Genomic DNA, 13,621 nt, shown 5'->3' with positions numbered 1-13,621 from the left:
TCTCCGGCTCTCCTGAGAAGTCGGGAATCCCGAGGCGGCTCGCGACCCGGGCCCATGCGCAAGCGCAGGGGTCCGACGTCGTCGGCGACCGGCATCCGCGCTCCACGCGTGCCGTCGATGATCAGTGTCGCACAGGGGATTCCAGGCCCCACCGACGCAGGCGCCGGCGACGGAATCATGAATCAAAGTCGCACGATGCGCAACCCGGGCGCCCGGGCGCGGCCCGCTCTGTCCGCGCAGATTTCTTGCGGATCGACCGCCAATCACTGTCGTTGCCCTCAAACGCGATTCCCTCCCAACGTGCGCCGGACAACTTAGGGAACGACCATGGACTGCGCACCTCAAGGGGCTCGACCCACACCTCTCCTGAGCGCGCGGGAGGCCGAATGTCTGCAATGGGTCAGCCGGGGAAAGAGCTCCGTCGACATCGGCCAGATCGTCGGACTCTCTCCGAGAACCGTGGACAGCTACCTCGAGAAGACCTGCGCCAAACTGAGAGTCCGAACCCGGATAGAGGCGGTCGCCGTGGCCGTGAGGGAAGGCTTGATCGATCCGGAAATCGGATGATGGTCCCGTCCCGGCCCGGAGGAGAAGGGGGCGGGCCTGGAACTTCTGTGAGGAAGCCGGGAGTTTCAGCGCTGATCGCCGCCGACGCGATGCGTCCCCTGGCTCAAGATCAGCGCCTAGCTGTCCCCGAACCCGCCGAACGTCAGACTAGCGCCGGGATGATCGCCTGTCGAACCCGGCGCGAACCGCCATCGAGAGCCTGCCGAAGACCTCGCGCGAAAGCCCGGGACGCAGTCTCTGCGCGCCCTGAAAGGCGGGCGAAGTCCCGGCCGTTCGCAAGCAAATCTATTTTTTTCGATCCCGTGTGTAACCTTTGCCTTGGTGGAACGAACAATCGCTTGCGCGTGCAGCACGAACGATGGATCGCCCTTTGATCGACAAGGAAGCCGAACTCAAAGCGGATATGCTGCGGGGATTGGACGGTGACGCCAACGCCTGGCGGATGTTCCTCATCGCCTTGCGCGCCGTGCTGACTCCTTTCTTCAAGCAGCGGCTGATCGGTCGCGATGCGGACGTCGAGGATCTCGTCCAGGAATGTCTGATCGCGATCCACGCCAAGAGAGGCACCTATGATCGCACCCTTCCCGCGACGGCGTGGATCTACGCCATTGCGCGCTACAAGCTGATCGACCACTTCCGGAGGATGAGCCGCCGGTCCGACATCCCGATCGACGATGTCTCGATCCTTTTCGCGGAGCATACTGTGGAGGACGGGGCCATCCGCCGCGATCTGACGAAGGTAATGGCCATCTTGCCGTCACGGCAAAGACGTCTGATCGAGGATGTGCGTATCGGCGGCTACAGTCTGGCGGAGGCTGGAGCCCGCAACGGGTTTACGGAAGGTGCGGCCAAGGTCAGCGTGCATCGATCGATGAAGACCCTCTCCGCCAGCGTGGCGCATCATGAAGACTGACGACCTCATCGACGCCCTTGCCGCCGGCATCGAACCGACCGGCATGGCGCGCCTCGACTCCAGACTGCTCGGCGTGGCGGCGGCCATCGCGGTTCTGGCCGTGGCCCTCTTGCTCGACATACGCCCTGACCTTCTGACAGCGCTCGGCTCCCCCACCCCCTGGGTGAAGGGAGGGTATACTGCGGGCCTCTGCGCCGCGTCGGTCTGGCTGGCGACCCGTCTGGGGCGGCCGGGAACGGATCCCCGGCGCGCCGTGATCGCCCTCGTCCTGATCGTGGCCTTCGCCGTGGCGTGGGGCGGCGCCGAGATCGCGCTGACGCGCCCGGATCTGAGACTCTCGACCTGGCTCGGCAACACCTGGACGGTCTGCGGCCGCAACATCGTCATGGTCTCGCTGCTGGCGGGGCCGCTGGTTTTCCTGTCCGCTCGCAAGCTCGCGCCGACCCGTCCCGTCGCCGCCGGGGTCGCTCTCGGGCTCGTCACCGGGGGCCTCGCGGCCACGGCCTACGGCGTGCTCCATTGCGATGAGGCGACCGCCGCCTTCGTGGCGACCTGGTACACGCTCGGCGTGGCCGCGGCCGGCGTGTGCGGCGGCATCGCGGGGCGGTTCGCCCTGCGCTGGTGATGTCTCGGGCGAAGCGGCCGGGACAGACGATCCTGTAACCGATCCGGCGGCGGAGACGAATGAGGGGTACCGTTCCCTACCGAGGCTCTCATGAACCGTCGCTCCCTGCTTTTCGTCGCGGCCTGCGCCACGCTCGTCCCCCTCGCCGCATCGAGCGCGCATGCGGATTCTCCGGCCATCGACGTCGATGGAGCCGGGCTCGCCCTGCGCGGCTACGACACCGTCAGCTATTTCACCGAGGGACGCCCGAGGCGAGGTCTTGACGCACACTCCACGCGCTGGAACGGCGCCACCTGGCGGTTCGCCAGCGCGGCCAATCTGGCGCGGTTTCGCGCTGCGCCGCAAACCTATGCGCCCCAGTTCGGCGGTTACTGCGCCTGGGCGGTCAGTCGAAACTACCTGGCGCCCGGGGATCCGCTGCAATGGCGGATCGTCGATGGCCAGCTGTTCCTGAACTTCAACGCGCAGGCGAAGGCGCTGTGGGAGGCGGATCGCGCCGCCTCCATCGTGCGGGGTCGCGCGAACTGGCCCCGGGTCCTGACTGCACAGCGTGGTGCAGCCCGGCGGTGACGCCGCGCGCTCGCCGGTCTTCCTCCTCGATCTGTCCCATCCCATGACCACAACTCTCACGACCGAGCGCCTCATCGACGCTCTTTCATCCGATCTCAGGGCGGCGTCTCGAACGCGGATCTGGGGCTGGCCGGTGGTCGGCTCGGCGATCGCCGCCATGATCGGCGTGGCCGCCATCTTCGGGGTCGGCCACCTGGACATCCATCCTCCGCCCGGCTTGTGGTTGAAGGAGCTGTATGTGCTGGCGCTGGCGGCGGCGTCTCTCCGCCTGGCGTCGCACCTGGGCCGTCCCGGGGTCGACGCGCGTGGCGCCGCCGCGATGCTCCTGCTCGTCCTGGCGATCGGCGGGTCCGCCGGCGCGATCGAGTTGGTGGCGACCCGTCCGGCTGATCGTCTGGCCATCTGGCTGGGCGACACCTGGACGATCTGTGGCCGCAACATTCTGATCGTCACTCTGTTCCCCGCCCCCCTGCTCGTCTACGCCATGCGCAAATTCGCCCCCGTCCGGCCCCGGGCGGCCGGGGCGGCGCTCGGGGCCTCGGCAGGCGCGATCGCCGCCGCAGCCTACGGCTTCTTCTTCTGCCCGGAGGTCTCTCTGGCGTTCGTGGCCACCTGGTATTCCCTTGGCGTCGCGGCGGCCGCGCTTGTGGGGTTCCTGGCCGGGCGCACGCTCTTGCGGTGGTGAACTCACGCATGGCGTCCGTCGGGTTCGTCCGGTTGATGAGCCCGGCGACCCCCCGTGAAGCACGTCTGGCCACCTGAAGATGGAAAGCGGCGACCTCCCCGTATCCCGCGCGGTGCTGTCCTCCAGCCTGCGGCTCATTCGGTCGCGCCGTCGACTCCGGACGCTCGACGTCGCCGGCCGAATGAACATGGCCGTCCGGTCCTATGAGCATTTCGAGGCCGGAGCGGGTCGGATCAATCTCGAGCGCATCCATCGGTTCGCCGAGGTCACCGACAGCGATCCCCATGCGATCATCGCCGCGCTGGCGCTGGGGTCCCCGGAGTTCGCCGTCCGATGCATGGACAACAAGCTGGCGACCATCCTCACGATCGTCCTTCAGGAGTTTGACGAGGAGACGGGGGACGCGATTGCCGATCTCGACGGCCGCACGATCATAAACGCCTTCACGAGGACGCTGAGGGAGCTCGCCGACCAGGCGATCAACAGAGAGGCGGAGGCGCAGGCCTGGATCGACGAACGACGCCAGCGGTTGGTGGCGCCGACGCGCGAAGACAGCGATCGGGAGCCCTGATCCCACCGTGTGATCCCGGCCGTGAATCTCAGGGATGGTCGCCCGTCGCGAGGTCTGCCGGAATGGCGGCATGCGCCTTGAACACGCCCCGGCTCCGACACCCATCGGGGATGAACTCACGACCCGCCAGCACGAATGCGCCACGGGACCGACGGATGCGCCGCCGGTGTGCGACGGGCGCCATCGCCGTCCCGCCAATCCCTACGGCACCATCCTCGAGCCTTCAGCGGCCCGGCCCTCGCCCTCGCCGTCCGCTGACGCAGAGCCGGCGCCGTCTTCCGGAGGGTGCGCATGACCGGCGTACCCTCGAGCGAGTTGAAGCGCTATTTCGCGGAGGCGCGCCGTTGGGATCAGGATCGCCTGGCCAGCGCCTTCCGGTCCCGGAACCTGGCCTGGGCGGCGGCCGGAACCGCGTCGGCGCTGGCGGTCGCGGCGACCGTGGCGGTGAGCTTTCTGACACCGCTCAAGACGAGCGAGCCTTTCGTCATCCGCGTCGACCGGACCACGGGATCGGTCGATGTGGTGCGCGGCCTCTCTGCGGATGACGGACCGGTTCGCTACGACGAGGCGGTCAGCAAATATTTCCTCGGCCAGTATGTGCGAGGCCGCGAGGGCTATCTCGATCCCGCGGCTGAGGACGCCTACCGCCAGGTGTCGATCCTGTCGGGTCCGGCCGAGCAACGCCGCTGGGCCGACTTCTACCGCGGCTCTAATCCCGACAGTCCTCAGAACTTCTACGGGCGCGACGGCGAGGCCGTGGTCTCCATACGGGCGATCGGCTTCATCAATGACAGCGTCGCCAACGTCCGGTTTCGCCGGACGGTGCGGCAGGCCCAGCAGGTCGCCGAAAGCGACTGGATCGCCACGATCGCCTTCGCCTACACGCGCGCGCCGATGTCGGAGGCGGACCGGCTGCGCAATCCGCTCGGCTTTCAGGTGACATCCTATCGCGCCGACCCGGAGGTCATCCGATGAAGATCCCTGCCGTCGTCCTCGCCGTCGTCCTTGCGACGACGGCGAGCCCAGTCCTGGCGCAGACCGATCGGATCCGCGAGCTCACCTATGCGCCGGACGGGATCTATACGGTCTCGGGCGCCTTCCGCACGGCGACCCAGATCATCTTTTCGCCGGACGAAGCCATCCGCCACGCCGCCATCGGCGACAGTGTGGCCTGGGAAGTGGCCGCCGAGGGCTCGGTTCTCTTTCTCAAGCCGCGCGAGCGGCATCAGTCCACCAATCTTCTGGTTGTCACCGAACGGGACGGGGTGGCCCGTCACTACGTGTTCGAGCTTCAGGCGCAGGAACGCTCGGCGCAGACGGTCTATCAGATCCGCTTCCGCTATCCCGACGACGAGCGCGATCGGCTGGCGGCGGCGCTTGCCGCGTCCGCCGAAGCGGCGGAGGCGCGGCTTGTCGGGCTCGAACTCCAGGCCGGCGCCCTCGAAGGGCCGCGCAATCTCGCCTATTCCGTGCAGGGCGACGCCAGCCTGCAGCCGAGCGAGGTGACGGACAACGGGCGGTTCACCGTGCTGCGCTTCCCGGGCGCCCAGCCGGCGCCCGCCGTCTTCGAGGTCTCCGCCGACGGGACCGAGCGGCTCGTCCCCTATGATGTCCGCGGCGAGTTCGTGGTCGTACACGGGGTGGTCTCCGGCCTGCGACTGCGTCAGGGCGAGGCGGTCCTCTGCATCTTCAACGAGGCCTTCGATCCGCGCGGCCGCGCCACCGGCACCGGGACGGCGTCTCCCGCCGTCGATCGCACCGTGGCGGGGGAGCGTCCATGACCGCCGAGACCCCGCCCCCGCCCGCGCAGGCTCCGGAGCCGCCGACGCCACTGCGGGACCGGGGCATATCCCCCATCGCCGGCCGGCTCGGTGGTCGACAGGGCCGGATGATCACCCTCGCGGCGCTCGCCGCCGGTTGCGGCGTCTTCCTGTTCGCGACCTGGGACCGCGGCGATGCGCGGGAGCGCGATCGCGAACCGGACGACACCCCTCCTCGCCAGTTGGCGCCCTTCGAGCCGGCGCGTCGGCTGGAGCCGCCCTTGCTGGAGACCGCCGGAAGCGATCCGTTCGCGCCGACCCTGGGGGACGAGGACGATCAGATCCCCGCGATCGAGACCGACCCGCGTGGCGGTGCGACGGACGGGCCGACGCCGCAGGAGCAGAGGCGCGCAATCGCTGAAAGCGCCCAGCGCGCCCCGCTTCTGGCCTACAGCCGGCCGGGCGCCGGCGATCGACCGGCCGCCGTCCGCCCCCCGGTCCCCGCGGCCGGCGCCGATGACGCCGACCATGCGCTCGACAGGCTGCGACGGGTCAGCCCGATCGCCTCGGCGAGGGCCGGGCGTCTGCCGGATCGTCATCTCCTGCTCACGGCGGGGGCCAGCGTCCCCTGTACCCTTCAGACGGCGATGGACAGCTCGACCCCGGGTTTCGTCAGCTGCGTGGTCTCGCGCGACGTCTATTCAGAAAGCGGCGCGGTCGTCCTTCTGGAGCGGGGGACGCGGGTTCTCGGAGAATATCAGGGCGGCGTTGAGCCGGGCCGTGGCCGCCTGTTCGTCCTCTGGACGCGCGCCGTCACGCCCGCGGGTGTCGCCGTGGCCCTCGCCTCGCCGGCCGCGGACGCCCTGGGACGCGCCGGGTTCGATGGCGCCGTGGACAATCGGTTCTGGGACCGGTTCGGCGGAGCACTCCTGCTGTCGATCGTCGACGACGCCGCCTCTGCGGCGACCGGGGGCGGCCCATCCTTTCCATCCGCCGCCCGCGCGCCGTCGGACGCGGCGTCGGTCGCCCTGCAGGGCTCGGTCGGCATCCGACCGACCCTGCGCAAGGCGCAGGGGTCGGAGGTGTCGATCTTTGTGGCGCAGGACCTCGACTTTTCGGACGTCTATCGCCTGCGGCCGAGGTGATGCGGGACACCTCCGTCATCGATCACTATCTCGCTCCGCTGCGCCCCTTCCTCGCGCCGGAGACGGTGACCGAGGTGGTGGTCAACCGACCGGGCGAGGTCGGGGTGGAACACCCTGACGGGTGGCGCTGGCACGCCGTGCCGGCGTTGACGGAGAGCTGGCTCCGCACCCTGGCGGTGGCGGCGGCCGCCTACACCGGACAGGACGTGGACGCCGAGCATCCCATCTGTTCAACGGTCCTGCCGGGCGACGCCCGGTGTCAGATCGTCCTGCCCCCGGCCGTGCCCGCCGGCGCCGTCTCCCTGACGATCCGGAAGCCCTCCGGCAGGCGAATGGGCCTGGAGGACTTTCAGGCGGCGGGGCTGTTCGACGCGGCCGAAAGCGTTTGCGGCGGGGAGATGGATGAGACCGACGCGGCGCTCATCCGCCTGCGCGAGACAGGAGACTGGATCGGCTTCTTCAGGCTCGCCGTCGAGAGCCGCCGCAACATCCTGATCTCGGGCGCGACGGGTTCAGGAAAGACGACCTTCGCCAAGGGCCTGGTCGAACTCATTCCCGCGCACGAACGGCTGCTGACGATCGAGGACACGCGCGAGCTGGTCCTGCCCCAGCGCAACGTCGTGCATCTGCTCTATTCCAAGGACGGTCAGGGCCTGGCCAAGGTCGGCCCGAAGGCGCTGCTGGAAAGCGCGTTGCGGATGCGGCCGGATCGAATTCTCCTTCAGGAGCTTCGCGACGGGACAGCCTTCTTCTTCCTGCGCAATGTCAACTCCGGCCATCCCGGTTCGATCACCACGGTGCACGCCGATTCCGCCACCCTGGCGTTCGAGCAACTGACGCTTCTGGTGCGCGAATCCGAAGGCGGCCGCGATCTGCCGCGCGACGATACTACACCTATCGGGCCCGCAGCCGCAGCCGGCCGATCGGCCTCGGTCAGGGCCGACGCAGTTTGACCGACTCCGACCAGAGACGCGCACTGATGCTGCCCCAGGAATTGATGCAGCTCTCTTCGAAGGCGCTGATCGTCCTGAAGGCCGGACTGTCGCCGACCCGCGGGCGCAAGCTGGTCTTCTATCGCGACAGGCGCTTCATGGCGCGGGTGCGCCCGCCCCCCGAGATCGCGACTGCGCCGTTTCCTGTTCGGCCGGCCGTGACCGGGCCCAGCCTGCCGGCCCTGTCGACAGAGGCGACCGACATGGACTTCGACAGCATCGTTCGCCGATTCACCGCGGAGGGTCTGACGCCGCCGCCGCCCGGCGCCAGTGAGGCCGAGGTGCAGGTCTGGCTGGATCGGGTTGTGGCGACGCCTGCCTCCGAACAGCGGGAGCGCAACACATGACCCGGCAGCCGGCGAAAGCCCCTCCGAACAACCGTCTAGCTCCTCAAGGCGACGTCGCGCCGGAGCGACGCTCCCTCGACAAGGGCGACGTTCCCGCCCAGCTTCTGGACCGGTACCTGATCGAGCGGGATCGGCAGGGGCGACCGGAGCGCTATTACCGAGACCACAAGACCGCCGAACCCGTGTTCCGGGATCATGGCCGTGCACTGTCCTCGTTCCACGCCTACCCGGACTCGGTCGCCTCCATGCTCCGGATCGCACAGCATCGGGGATGGTCGCGGATCAGGGTCTCGGGTGATGAAGCCTTCCGCCGCGAGGTCTGGGTTCAGGGACGGACGCTCGGCCTCGAGGTCGCCGGCTACAAGCCGTCCGAACGTGATCGCCAGGCCGCCAATGACGATCCAGACCGAACCGCCGGACGGCGCCCCAACCGAAACACAGACATCAGGCTCTCACCGGAAGCCGTCAAACGTCGGCTGGAGATGGCGGCCGTGGTGGTCCGCGCCCTGATCGCCGATCCCGCCGCCCAGGCGCGGCTTATGGAGAGGGCGTGGTCCCGGGCGCGATCGGAGACGGAACAGACCCCCCGCCGCGATACCCACACGAGCCGGGGAGCAGAGCGGCGTCGAGAGCGATAGGGTCGGCCACAGGCGAACCTGTCTGCCCGCGCCGAGGCTGGCGGCATTGATCTATGAGGAGGCGCTGACATCGCTTTCCGGCGAGACGAAAGCATGAAGACCGCCTCGGCTCCAAGGTGAGACAAAGCTGGCCTCGAGCCCAGCCTCCCTTCTCGTTCTGCGCCAGGTTCAGGGGGTTGTCGTGGCGAGCGGCCTTCAGCGATAGGCACGGCGGCTGGCTCGAACCATCTCTTCGATCCAGTTGATCAGCATGGTCGAGTAAACCCGCTGGTGCGCCGGGTCTCGCATCGCATGGGACGCGCCGGGAATGAGGCGGTGGGTGAACGAACTCGCCTGTTTGAATGCCGCCTGGTAGGAAAGGATCACCTCTGTGGGGATGCGGTCATCCTCCCCGGATTCGACGATCAGAACATCACCGTCGAAGTCCGCGCAGGCGGCGAGCGCCCTGTCTTCATCCGGAGATCGGAGCCGCTTCCGATAGGCCGCGACCTCATCCTTGTTCAGCTTCGCCTTGGGCACGTCCCAGTCCCTGTCGGGATACAGGGCCGGCACACGCAAGGCCAACCAGCGGACCGGGCGTTCCCTGGTGAGAAGCGCGGAGAGATAGCCTCCGTAGCTGGTGCCGATGACGCCGATGGCGGAAGGGTCGATGAGGGGTTGAGAGGCCAGATAGTCGTAGGCCGCCTTGACGTCGTCCAGGCCGTCCTGTCGGGTCACGTCGTCGCGACTGGCGCCGCTGCCCGCGTGGCCTCTGAGGTCGAAGGTGAAACAGACGCACCCGAGGCGAGCCAGCTCCTCGGCGTGGCCGAGATCCTCCTCCTGATCTCCGCCCCAGCCGTGCACGAAGAGCAGGCCGGGCACCGGCGCTTCCGGCTGGAGCAGAGTTCCGGTCAGTCTCTGTCCCTCGACCGAGAGATCGACCCGTCCCTCATCGACCGCCTTGGCGCCTTTCACCCGATCCTCGCCGCGTATTTGGTCATGGGGCCGACCACGGGATCCGTACCCTTGAAATAGATCACGGCGTCCGGCGGCGTATCCGCGACGCCGTAAATCTCGACCGTCGCCGTCGTGACCGCGCTCAGCTGCGGAGATTTGGCGAAGGCTTCCAGGGCGGCGAGCTCCGCGCCCGTGGCTCCGCCGAGACGGTGCGATGGTCGGACGACAGGCGCGTTCCCCCGTTTATTCCGGGCGTCCAGAATGAAGGTCGAAGAGAGATTCGATCCCGAGCTGCGAGGGGTGGCCGCCTGGCTCCCGAAGCTGCGGCTGGGTCCGAGGATGGTCGGCCTCGTCCAGCGTCTCCGCACCGTCTTCTCCTTCCGCAAAGACCGGGTGCACGACGGCGTGGAGCGAAGGTGGGCGCGCGCACCGCGTGCGGACGGCGGCGCGGTGAGCCTGCTGGTCTACCGTCCTGTCGAAGAAGTCGGACCTCGACCCGCCATCCTGTGGCTTCACGGCGGCGGCTTTGTTCTGGGTCGGCCGGAGGACGATGACGCCCATAGCCTGAGCCTCTGCAAGGCGTTGGGCGTGGTCGTGGTCGCGCCCGTCTATCGCCTCGCGCCGACCCACCCCTATCCCGCCGCGCTGGACGACGCCCTCGCCGCGCTGGAGTGGGTTCACGGCTCGGCGCTCGAACTGGGACTGGATCCGGAGCGCATCGCCGTCGGCGGACGCAGTGCGGGAGCTGGTCTGACGGCCGGACTGGCGTTGGCCGCGCGGGATCTGGGAGGGCCGTCGATCGCCTTCCAACTGCTCCTCTATCCCATGCTCGACGATCGAACCGCGGAACGCGAGGCCGGCGACGGGCGAGCCTACCCGCTCTGGAGTCCGGCGAACAATCGCTTCGGCTGGGCGGCCTATCTGCGGACCGAAGATCCGTCGCGAGCCGTTTCGCCCTACGCCGCGCCGGCGCGATCGACGAGCCTCGCGGGCCTTCCCCGCACGTGGCTGGGCGTGGGCGACCAGGACCTGTTCCATGAGGAAGACCTCGCCTACGCCTCCCGGCTGAAGGCCGAAGGCGTCGCCTGTGGGCTGCACGTCGCGCAGGGCGCCTTCCACGCCTTCGACCTGGTCGCGCCGCGTGCGACGGTCAGCCGGAGGTTCGCCGAGGCCTACAGGGTCGATATGGCCGATGCGCTCGGCGTCCGCCTCGACCGCGCCCCTTCTCCCGACGAGCTGAAGCGCGCCGCAGTCTGACGACGGCCGCATGCGTCGGCCCCGCCGCCGATGTCCCGGCATTGCCTGCGTCCCTACAGCCTGTAGGTTGGAGGAGACGGGTTCCGGATCGATAGGGACCGACCGGGAGCCGGGGGACGTTTCTGACGTCGGCGGCGGCCGGCTCCGAAACCCCGGGCTTCCTCGCAGAAGTTCCAGGCCCGTCCCCTATTCGCCGTCCCGGAAGACCATCGTGGCCGAAGACGTGACCGACGAGGAAACGGAGATCTACGAGGACCTCGCCCGGAGGGCCGGCATCGTCGCGCGACGGCTGCTGGCGGAACGCGGTCTGGCCTATCTCGACGATCTCGACGCGGAGGAGGCCAGAGACCTGTTGCGCCTCGCCTGGCGCGAGGCGGCGGAGACCCGCTTCGACGGCCTCGACCTCAACAAGTTGCACGCCGAGATCGACGACATGGTGGCCAGTCTGGACATGACGGACCTCGCTCCCGGCGCGACCAAACCTTCGTTTCATTAGGTCCGACGGCGCAACCGAGCGAGGCTCGCCCGCCTGACGGCGGCAAGGGCCGCGTCGATCACACAGCTGCGGATCACGACCGAGGCCCTGTGGCGTCAGGCGCCTGATCCGTTCGAAAAGGCGCCCCCGTGCCCGGCCCGGAAAGACGCCCGCCCGCGCCCGACCACAAGAAAATGCAGACTTCGCTGTAACGGGAAGCGCGCCGCTCACGAAAACGCATTGTCGGTCGCGTCCTCGCACCTCGGGGAGAAGGCCGCTTTCGTTACGGAGCGACGGGATGAACTGCGATTGCTACGGCCTCTTCACCACGACCGACAGTCGGGTGGCGCAGACCGCGTTCGAGAACACGGTGTTCGGCCTCGCGGCGCACCGGCCGAGCACGGGCGCCGCTCTGCAGGCCACGCTGGCGGCCGACCCGGATCATGTCGCGGCTCATGCGGTCAAAGGGTTCGCCAACCTCATTCTGGGTCGATCGGAACTTCACCCCGTCGCCCAGGCCGCGCTCGTGGACGCGCGAACGGCGCTGGTGATCAAGCATGGCGGCTCGGCCGACGAGCGTATCCTTGTCGACGCCCTGGCCGCGGCGTGCGCCGGCGAGTTCCTCCGCGCGGCCGATAGTCTCGACCACGGCTCTGAAGCCCGCCCGGCGACGCTCCTGACGTTCAAGCTTTCGCAGTCGCTGCGATTCATGGCCGGCGATCAGGCGGGCATGCTCACCAGCAGCCGGCGCGCTGTCGCTCACCTCGACGTGACGGCGCCGGGAGCCGGATTCGTCCTCGGCTGCCATGCGTTTTCGCTCGAAGAGCAGGGTCTCTACGCCGACGCCTTGAGGTTCGGTCAGCAGGCTGTGGCGATCCAGCCTGAAGACGCCTGGGGGCTGCATGCGGTCTCGCACGTGTTCGAGATGCGGGGCGATACGGCGAACGGGATCGACTGGCTCGAGAACGGCCGCGACGCCTGGTCTCGCTGCAACAACTTCTCGTTCCACATGGCCTGGCATCTCGGCCTGCTTCACCTCGAGCGCGGCGACCACGATCGGGTCCTGCAGATCTACGACGACGAGGTCCGCCCGCAGCCGACGGACGATTTCCGTGACATGGCGAATGCGGTGTCGCTGCTCTGGCGGCTCGAGCATTCCGGCGTCCATGTCGGCGACCGCTGGACGGAACTGGCGCAGGTCGCTCACGCGCGTCGGAAGGATACGACCCTGATCTTCGCCGCGCTCCACAATCTCGCGGCCATGGTCGCCGTCGGCGATCTCGGCGGCGTCAGCACGCTCGTTGCGGAGCTCGACAGGAAGGCGCTCGGCCAGGGCGATCAAGCGCGGGTCGCCGCGAAGATCGGCGCGCCGATGGCGCGGGTACTCGCCGGGTTCGACGCACCGGCCGACCGTCAGGTCATCGACCGGATGATCTCCAATCTGCCGACGATCGGCGGCAGCAACGCCCAGCGCGATGTCTTCGTGCTCGCGCTCGCCAGGGCCGCAGGCAGCAGCGCGGGTGGCGCCGCCGTCTCCCGGATCGGTCAGGTCCGCCAGCGGCTCAAGGCGGAGGACCGGTTGTTCCAGCTGATCGAACGCCCCGAAAACCGGCGCCTTTCCGCCTAAGCCCCCATTTCAAGGAGTTTTCCATGACCACGATGGAAATGAACAAGACGAGCCTCTTCCCGCAGATCCAGCCGAAGCTGATCCGCACCGCGCTGCTAGCCGGCCTGGCCGCCGACATCGTCTGGGAGATTTGGGCGCGCCTGATCACGCCGCTCTGGGTGGGCGGTCCGCTCCAGCCGGCGGCGTTGGTGCAATCGGTGTTCGGCTTCAACAACACGCTGGTCGCCGAGGCCATCCATGCCGTCGTCGGGGTGGTCTTCTATCCGCTCGGCTACCTCTTCATCGCGCGGCCGCTTCAGCGCCTGATCGTCCCCGGCCTGCCCGTCGCCCTGACCGGCGCCGGCTTCGGGGTGGGTCTCTGGATCTTCGCCCTCTATGTGATGGCGCATCTGTTCGCGGGCCTGCCGCCCTTCCTGGGCTTCGTCACCCTGACCTGGGCCTCGCTGGTCGGCCACCTCCTGTTCGGCCTGATCGTCGCCTACGTCGTTCGCTTCCTCGAGCGATAACGGCCGT

General features: G+C 68.5%; 18 protein-coding genes. 16 read left to right on the top strand and 2 right to left on the bottom strand.

Features of this window, described 5'->3' with window-relative positions; genetic code table 11:
- Positions 1 to 327: 327 nt before the first annotated feature.
- The 12 genes from ACYX4P_RS11240 (at position 328) to ACYX4P_RS11185 (ending at position 8,813) form a co-directional block, all read left to right on the top strand.
- Entirely contained in the window at positions 328 to 567 is a 240-nt protein-coding gene (locus ACYX4P_RS11240) for a response regulator transcription factor (protein WP_404417769.1), read from the top strand.
- A gap of 370 nt (positions 568 to 937) precedes the next feature.
- Complete coding sequence (locus tag ACYX4P_RS11235) at positions 938 to 1,480, top strand: sigma-70 family RNA polymerase sigma factor (protein WP_404417772.1); 543 nt, start codon at positions 938 to 940, stop codon at positions 1,478 to 1,480.
- Positions 1,470 to 2,105, top strand: coding sequence for an NrsF family protein (locus tag ACYX4P_RS11230; protein ID WP_476069536.1), 636 nt, complete (start codon positions 1,470 to 1,472; stop codon positions 2,103 to 2,105). Before ACYX4P_RS11235 ends, ACYX4P_RS11230 begins: the two co-directional genes overlap by 11 nt.
- 90 nt (positions 2,106 to 2,195) lie before the next feature.
- Positions 2,196 to 2,675: a YHS domain-containing (seleno)protein gene (locus ACYX4P_RS11225; RefSeq protein WP_404417778.1), complete on the top strand. Its 480-nt coding sequence runs from the start codon at positions 2,196 to 2,198 to the stop codon at positions 2,673 to 2,675.
- 43 nt (positions 2,676 to 2,718) lie between these two features.
- Complete coding sequence (locus ACYX4P_RS11220; protein WP_404417781.1) at positions 2,719 to 3,360, top strand: NrsF family protein; 642 nt, start codon at positions 2,719 to 2,721, stop codon at positions 3,358 to 3,360.
- 79 nt (positions 3,361 to 3,439) lie between these two features.
- Complete coding sequence (locus tag ACYX4P_RS11215) at positions 3,440 to 3,931, top strand: XRE family transcriptional regulator (RefSeq protein WP_476069533.1); 492 nt, start codon at positions 3,440 to 3,442, stop codon at positions 3,929 to 3,931.
- 291 nt (positions 3,932 to 4,222) lie between these two features.
- Positions 4,223 to 4,906, top strand: a complete 684-nt coding sequence (locus tag ACYX4P_RS11210) for a VirB8 family type IV secretion system protein (protein ID WP_476069531.1) — start codon at positions 4,223 to 4,225, stop codon at positions 4,904 to 4,906.
- On the top strand, positions 4,903 to 5,712 hold the full coding sequence (locus ACYX4P_RS11205) for a TrbG/VirB9 family P-type conjugative transfer protein (protein ID WP_476069529.1): 810 nt from the start codon (positions 4,903 to 4,905) through the stop codon (positions 5,710 to 5,712). The genes ACYX4P_RS11210 and ACYX4P_RS11205 overlap by 4 nt, the downstream gene beginning before the upstream one ends.
- The gene (gene virB10, locus ACYX4P_RS11200; RefSeq protein ID WP_476069527.1) at positions 5,709 to 6,836 is read left to right on the top strand and encodes a type IV secretion system protein VirB10; all 1,128 of its coding nucleotides are present in this window, start codon (positions 5,709 to 5,711) and stop codon (positions 6,834 to 6,836) included. Before ACYX4P_RS11205 ends, virB10 begins: the two co-directional genes overlap by 4 nt.
- Entirely contained in the window at positions 6,836 to 7,789 is a 954-nt protein-coding gene (gene virB11, locus ACYX4P_RS11195; RefSeq protein ID WP_476069525.1) for a P-type DNA transfer ATPase VirB11, read from the top strand. The genes virB10 and virB11 overlap by 1 nt, the downstream gene beginning before the upstream one ends.
- The gene (locus ACYX4P_RS11190) at positions 7,690 to 8,175 is read left to right on the top strand and encodes a type IV secretory system conjugative DNA transfer family protein (protein WP_476070257.1); all 486 of its coding nucleotides are present in this window, start codon (positions 7,690 to 7,692) and stop codon (positions 8,173 to 8,175) included. The genes virB11 and ACYX4P_RS11190 overlap by 100 nt, the downstream gene beginning before the upstream one ends.
- Entirely contained in the window at positions 8,172 to 8,813 is a 642-nt protein-coding gene (locus tag ACYX4P_RS11185; protein WP_476069523.1) for an LPD7 domain-containing protein, read from the top strand. The genes ACYX4P_RS11190 and ACYX4P_RS11185 overlap by 4 nt, the downstream gene beginning before the upstream one ends.
- A gap of 195 nt (positions 8,814 to 9,008) precedes the next feature.
- On the opposite strand, the gene ACYX4P_RS11180 is transcribed toward ACYX4P_RS11185, so the two are convergent.
- Both ACYX4P_RS11180 and ACYX4P_RS11175 read right to left on the bottom strand, forming a co-directional pair.
- Positions 9,009 to 9,767 carry an alpha/beta hydrolase family protein gene (locus ACYX4P_RS11180; protein ID WP_476069521.1) on the bottom strand — a complete coding sequence of 253 codons (759 nt, stop codon included), beginning with the start codon at positions 9,765 to 9,767 and terminating at the stop codon, positions 9,009 to 9,011.
- The gene (locus tag ACYX4P_RS11175; RefSeq protein WP_476069519.1) at positions 9,764 to 10,117 is read right to left on the bottom strand and encodes a DUF3182 family protein; all 354 of its coding nucleotides are present in this window, start codon (positions 10,115 to 10,117) and stop codon (positions 9,764 to 9,766) included. Before ACYX4P_RS11175 ends, ACYX4P_RS11180 begins: the two co-directional genes overlap by 4 nt.
- Between ACYX4P_RS11175 and ACYX4P_RS11170 the strand changes: the two genes are divergently transcribed.
- The 4 genes from ACYX4P_RS11170 (at position 10,011) to ACYX4P_RS11155 (ending at position 13,614) form a co-directional block, all read left to right on the top strand.
- Positions 10,011 to 11,006, top strand: a complete 996-nt coding sequence (locus tag ACYX4P_RS11170; RefSeq protein WP_404417791.1) for an alpha/beta hydrolase — start codon at positions 10,011 to 10,013, stop codon at positions 11,004 to 11,006. The two genes, ACYX4P_RS11175 and ACYX4P_RS11170, sit on opposite strands and share 107 nt — an antisense overlap.
- 211 nt (positions 11,007 to 11,217) lie before the next feature.
- Positions 11,218 to 11,502, top strand: coding sequence for a hypothetical protein (locus tag ACYX4P_RS11165; RefSeq protein WP_476069517.1), 285 nt, complete (start codon positions 11,218 to 11,220; stop codon positions 11,500 to 11,502).
- 277 nt (positions 11,503 to 11,779) lie between these two features.
- Positions 11,780 to 13,108 (top strand): tetratricopeptide repeat protein, encoded by a 1,329-nt coding sequence (locus ACYX4P_RS11160; RefSeq protein WP_404417797.1) that lies wholly within the window; start codon positions 11,780 to 11,782, stop codon positions 13,106 to 13,108.
- 23 nt (positions 13,109 to 13,131) lie between these two features.
- Complete coding sequence (locus tag ACYX4P_RS11155; RefSeq protein WP_404417800.1) at positions 13,132 to 13,614, top strand: hypothetical protein; 483 nt, start codon at positions 13,132 to 13,134, stop codon at positions 13,612 to 13,614.
- The last annotated feature ends 7 nt before the right edge of the window (positions 13,615 to 13,621 follow it).

The sequence above is a fragment of the Brevundimonas sp. ABV4_179 genome (genome assembly GCF_056311945.1).
This window is presented reverse-complemented; position numbering and strand designations above follow the sequence as displayed.

Bases quoted from the DNA above. Each gene is read 5' to 3' on its own strand.
- virB10 (WP_476069527.1), top strand. From the start codon at position 5,709: ATGACCGCCGAGACCCCGCCCCCGCCCGCGCAGGCTCCGGAGCCGCCG.
- ACYX4P_RS11210 (WP_476069531.1), top strand. From the start codon at position 4,223: ATGACCGGCGTACCCTCGAGCGAGTTGAAGCGCTATTTCGCGGAGGCG.
- ACYX4P_RS11220 (WP_404417781.1), top strand. From the start codon at position 2,719: ATGACCACAACTCTCACGACCGAGCGCCTCATCGACGCTCTTTCATCC.
- ACYX4P_RS11155 (WP_404417800.1), top strand. From the start codon at position 13,132: ATGACCACGATGGAAATGAACAAGACGAGCCTCTTCCCGCAGATCCAG.
- ACYX4P_RS11160 (WP_404417797.1), top strand. From the start codon at position 11,780: ATGAACTGCGATTGCTACGGCCTCTTCACCACGACCGACAGTCGGGTG.
- ACYX4P_RS11170 (WP_404417791.1), top strand. From the start codon at position 10,011: ATGAAGGTCGAAGAGAGATTCGATCCCGAGCTGCGAGGGGTGGCCGCC.
- ACYX4P_RS11240 (WP_404417769.1), top strand. From the start codon at position 328: ATGGACTGCGCACCTCAAGGGGCTCGACCCACACCTCTCCTGAGCGCG.
- virB11 (WP_476069525.1), top strand. From the start codon at position 6,836: ATGCGGGACACCTCCGTCATCGATCACTATCTCGCTCCGCTGCGCCCC.
- ACYX4P_RS11215 (WP_476069533.1), top strand. From the start codon at position 3,440: ATGGAAAGCGGCGACCTCCCCGTATCCCGCGCGGTGCTGTCCTCCAGC.
- ACYX4P_RS11205 (WP_476069529.1), top strand. From the start codon at position 4,903: ATGAAGATCCCTGCCGTCGTCCTCGCCGTCGTCCTTGCGACGACGGCG.
- ACYX4P_RS11230 (WP_476069536.1), top strand. From the start codon at position 1,470: ATGAAGACTGACGACCTCATCGACGCCCTTGCCGCCGGCATCGAACCG.
- ACYX4P_RS11225 (WP_404417778.1), top strand. From the start codon at position 2,196: ATGAACCGTCGCTCCCTGCTTTTCGTCGCGGCCTGCGCCACGCTCGTC.
- ACYX4P_RS11185 (WP_476069523.1), top strand. From the start codon at position 8,172: ATGACCCGGCAGCCGGCGAAAGCCCCTCCGAACAACCGTCTAGCTCCT.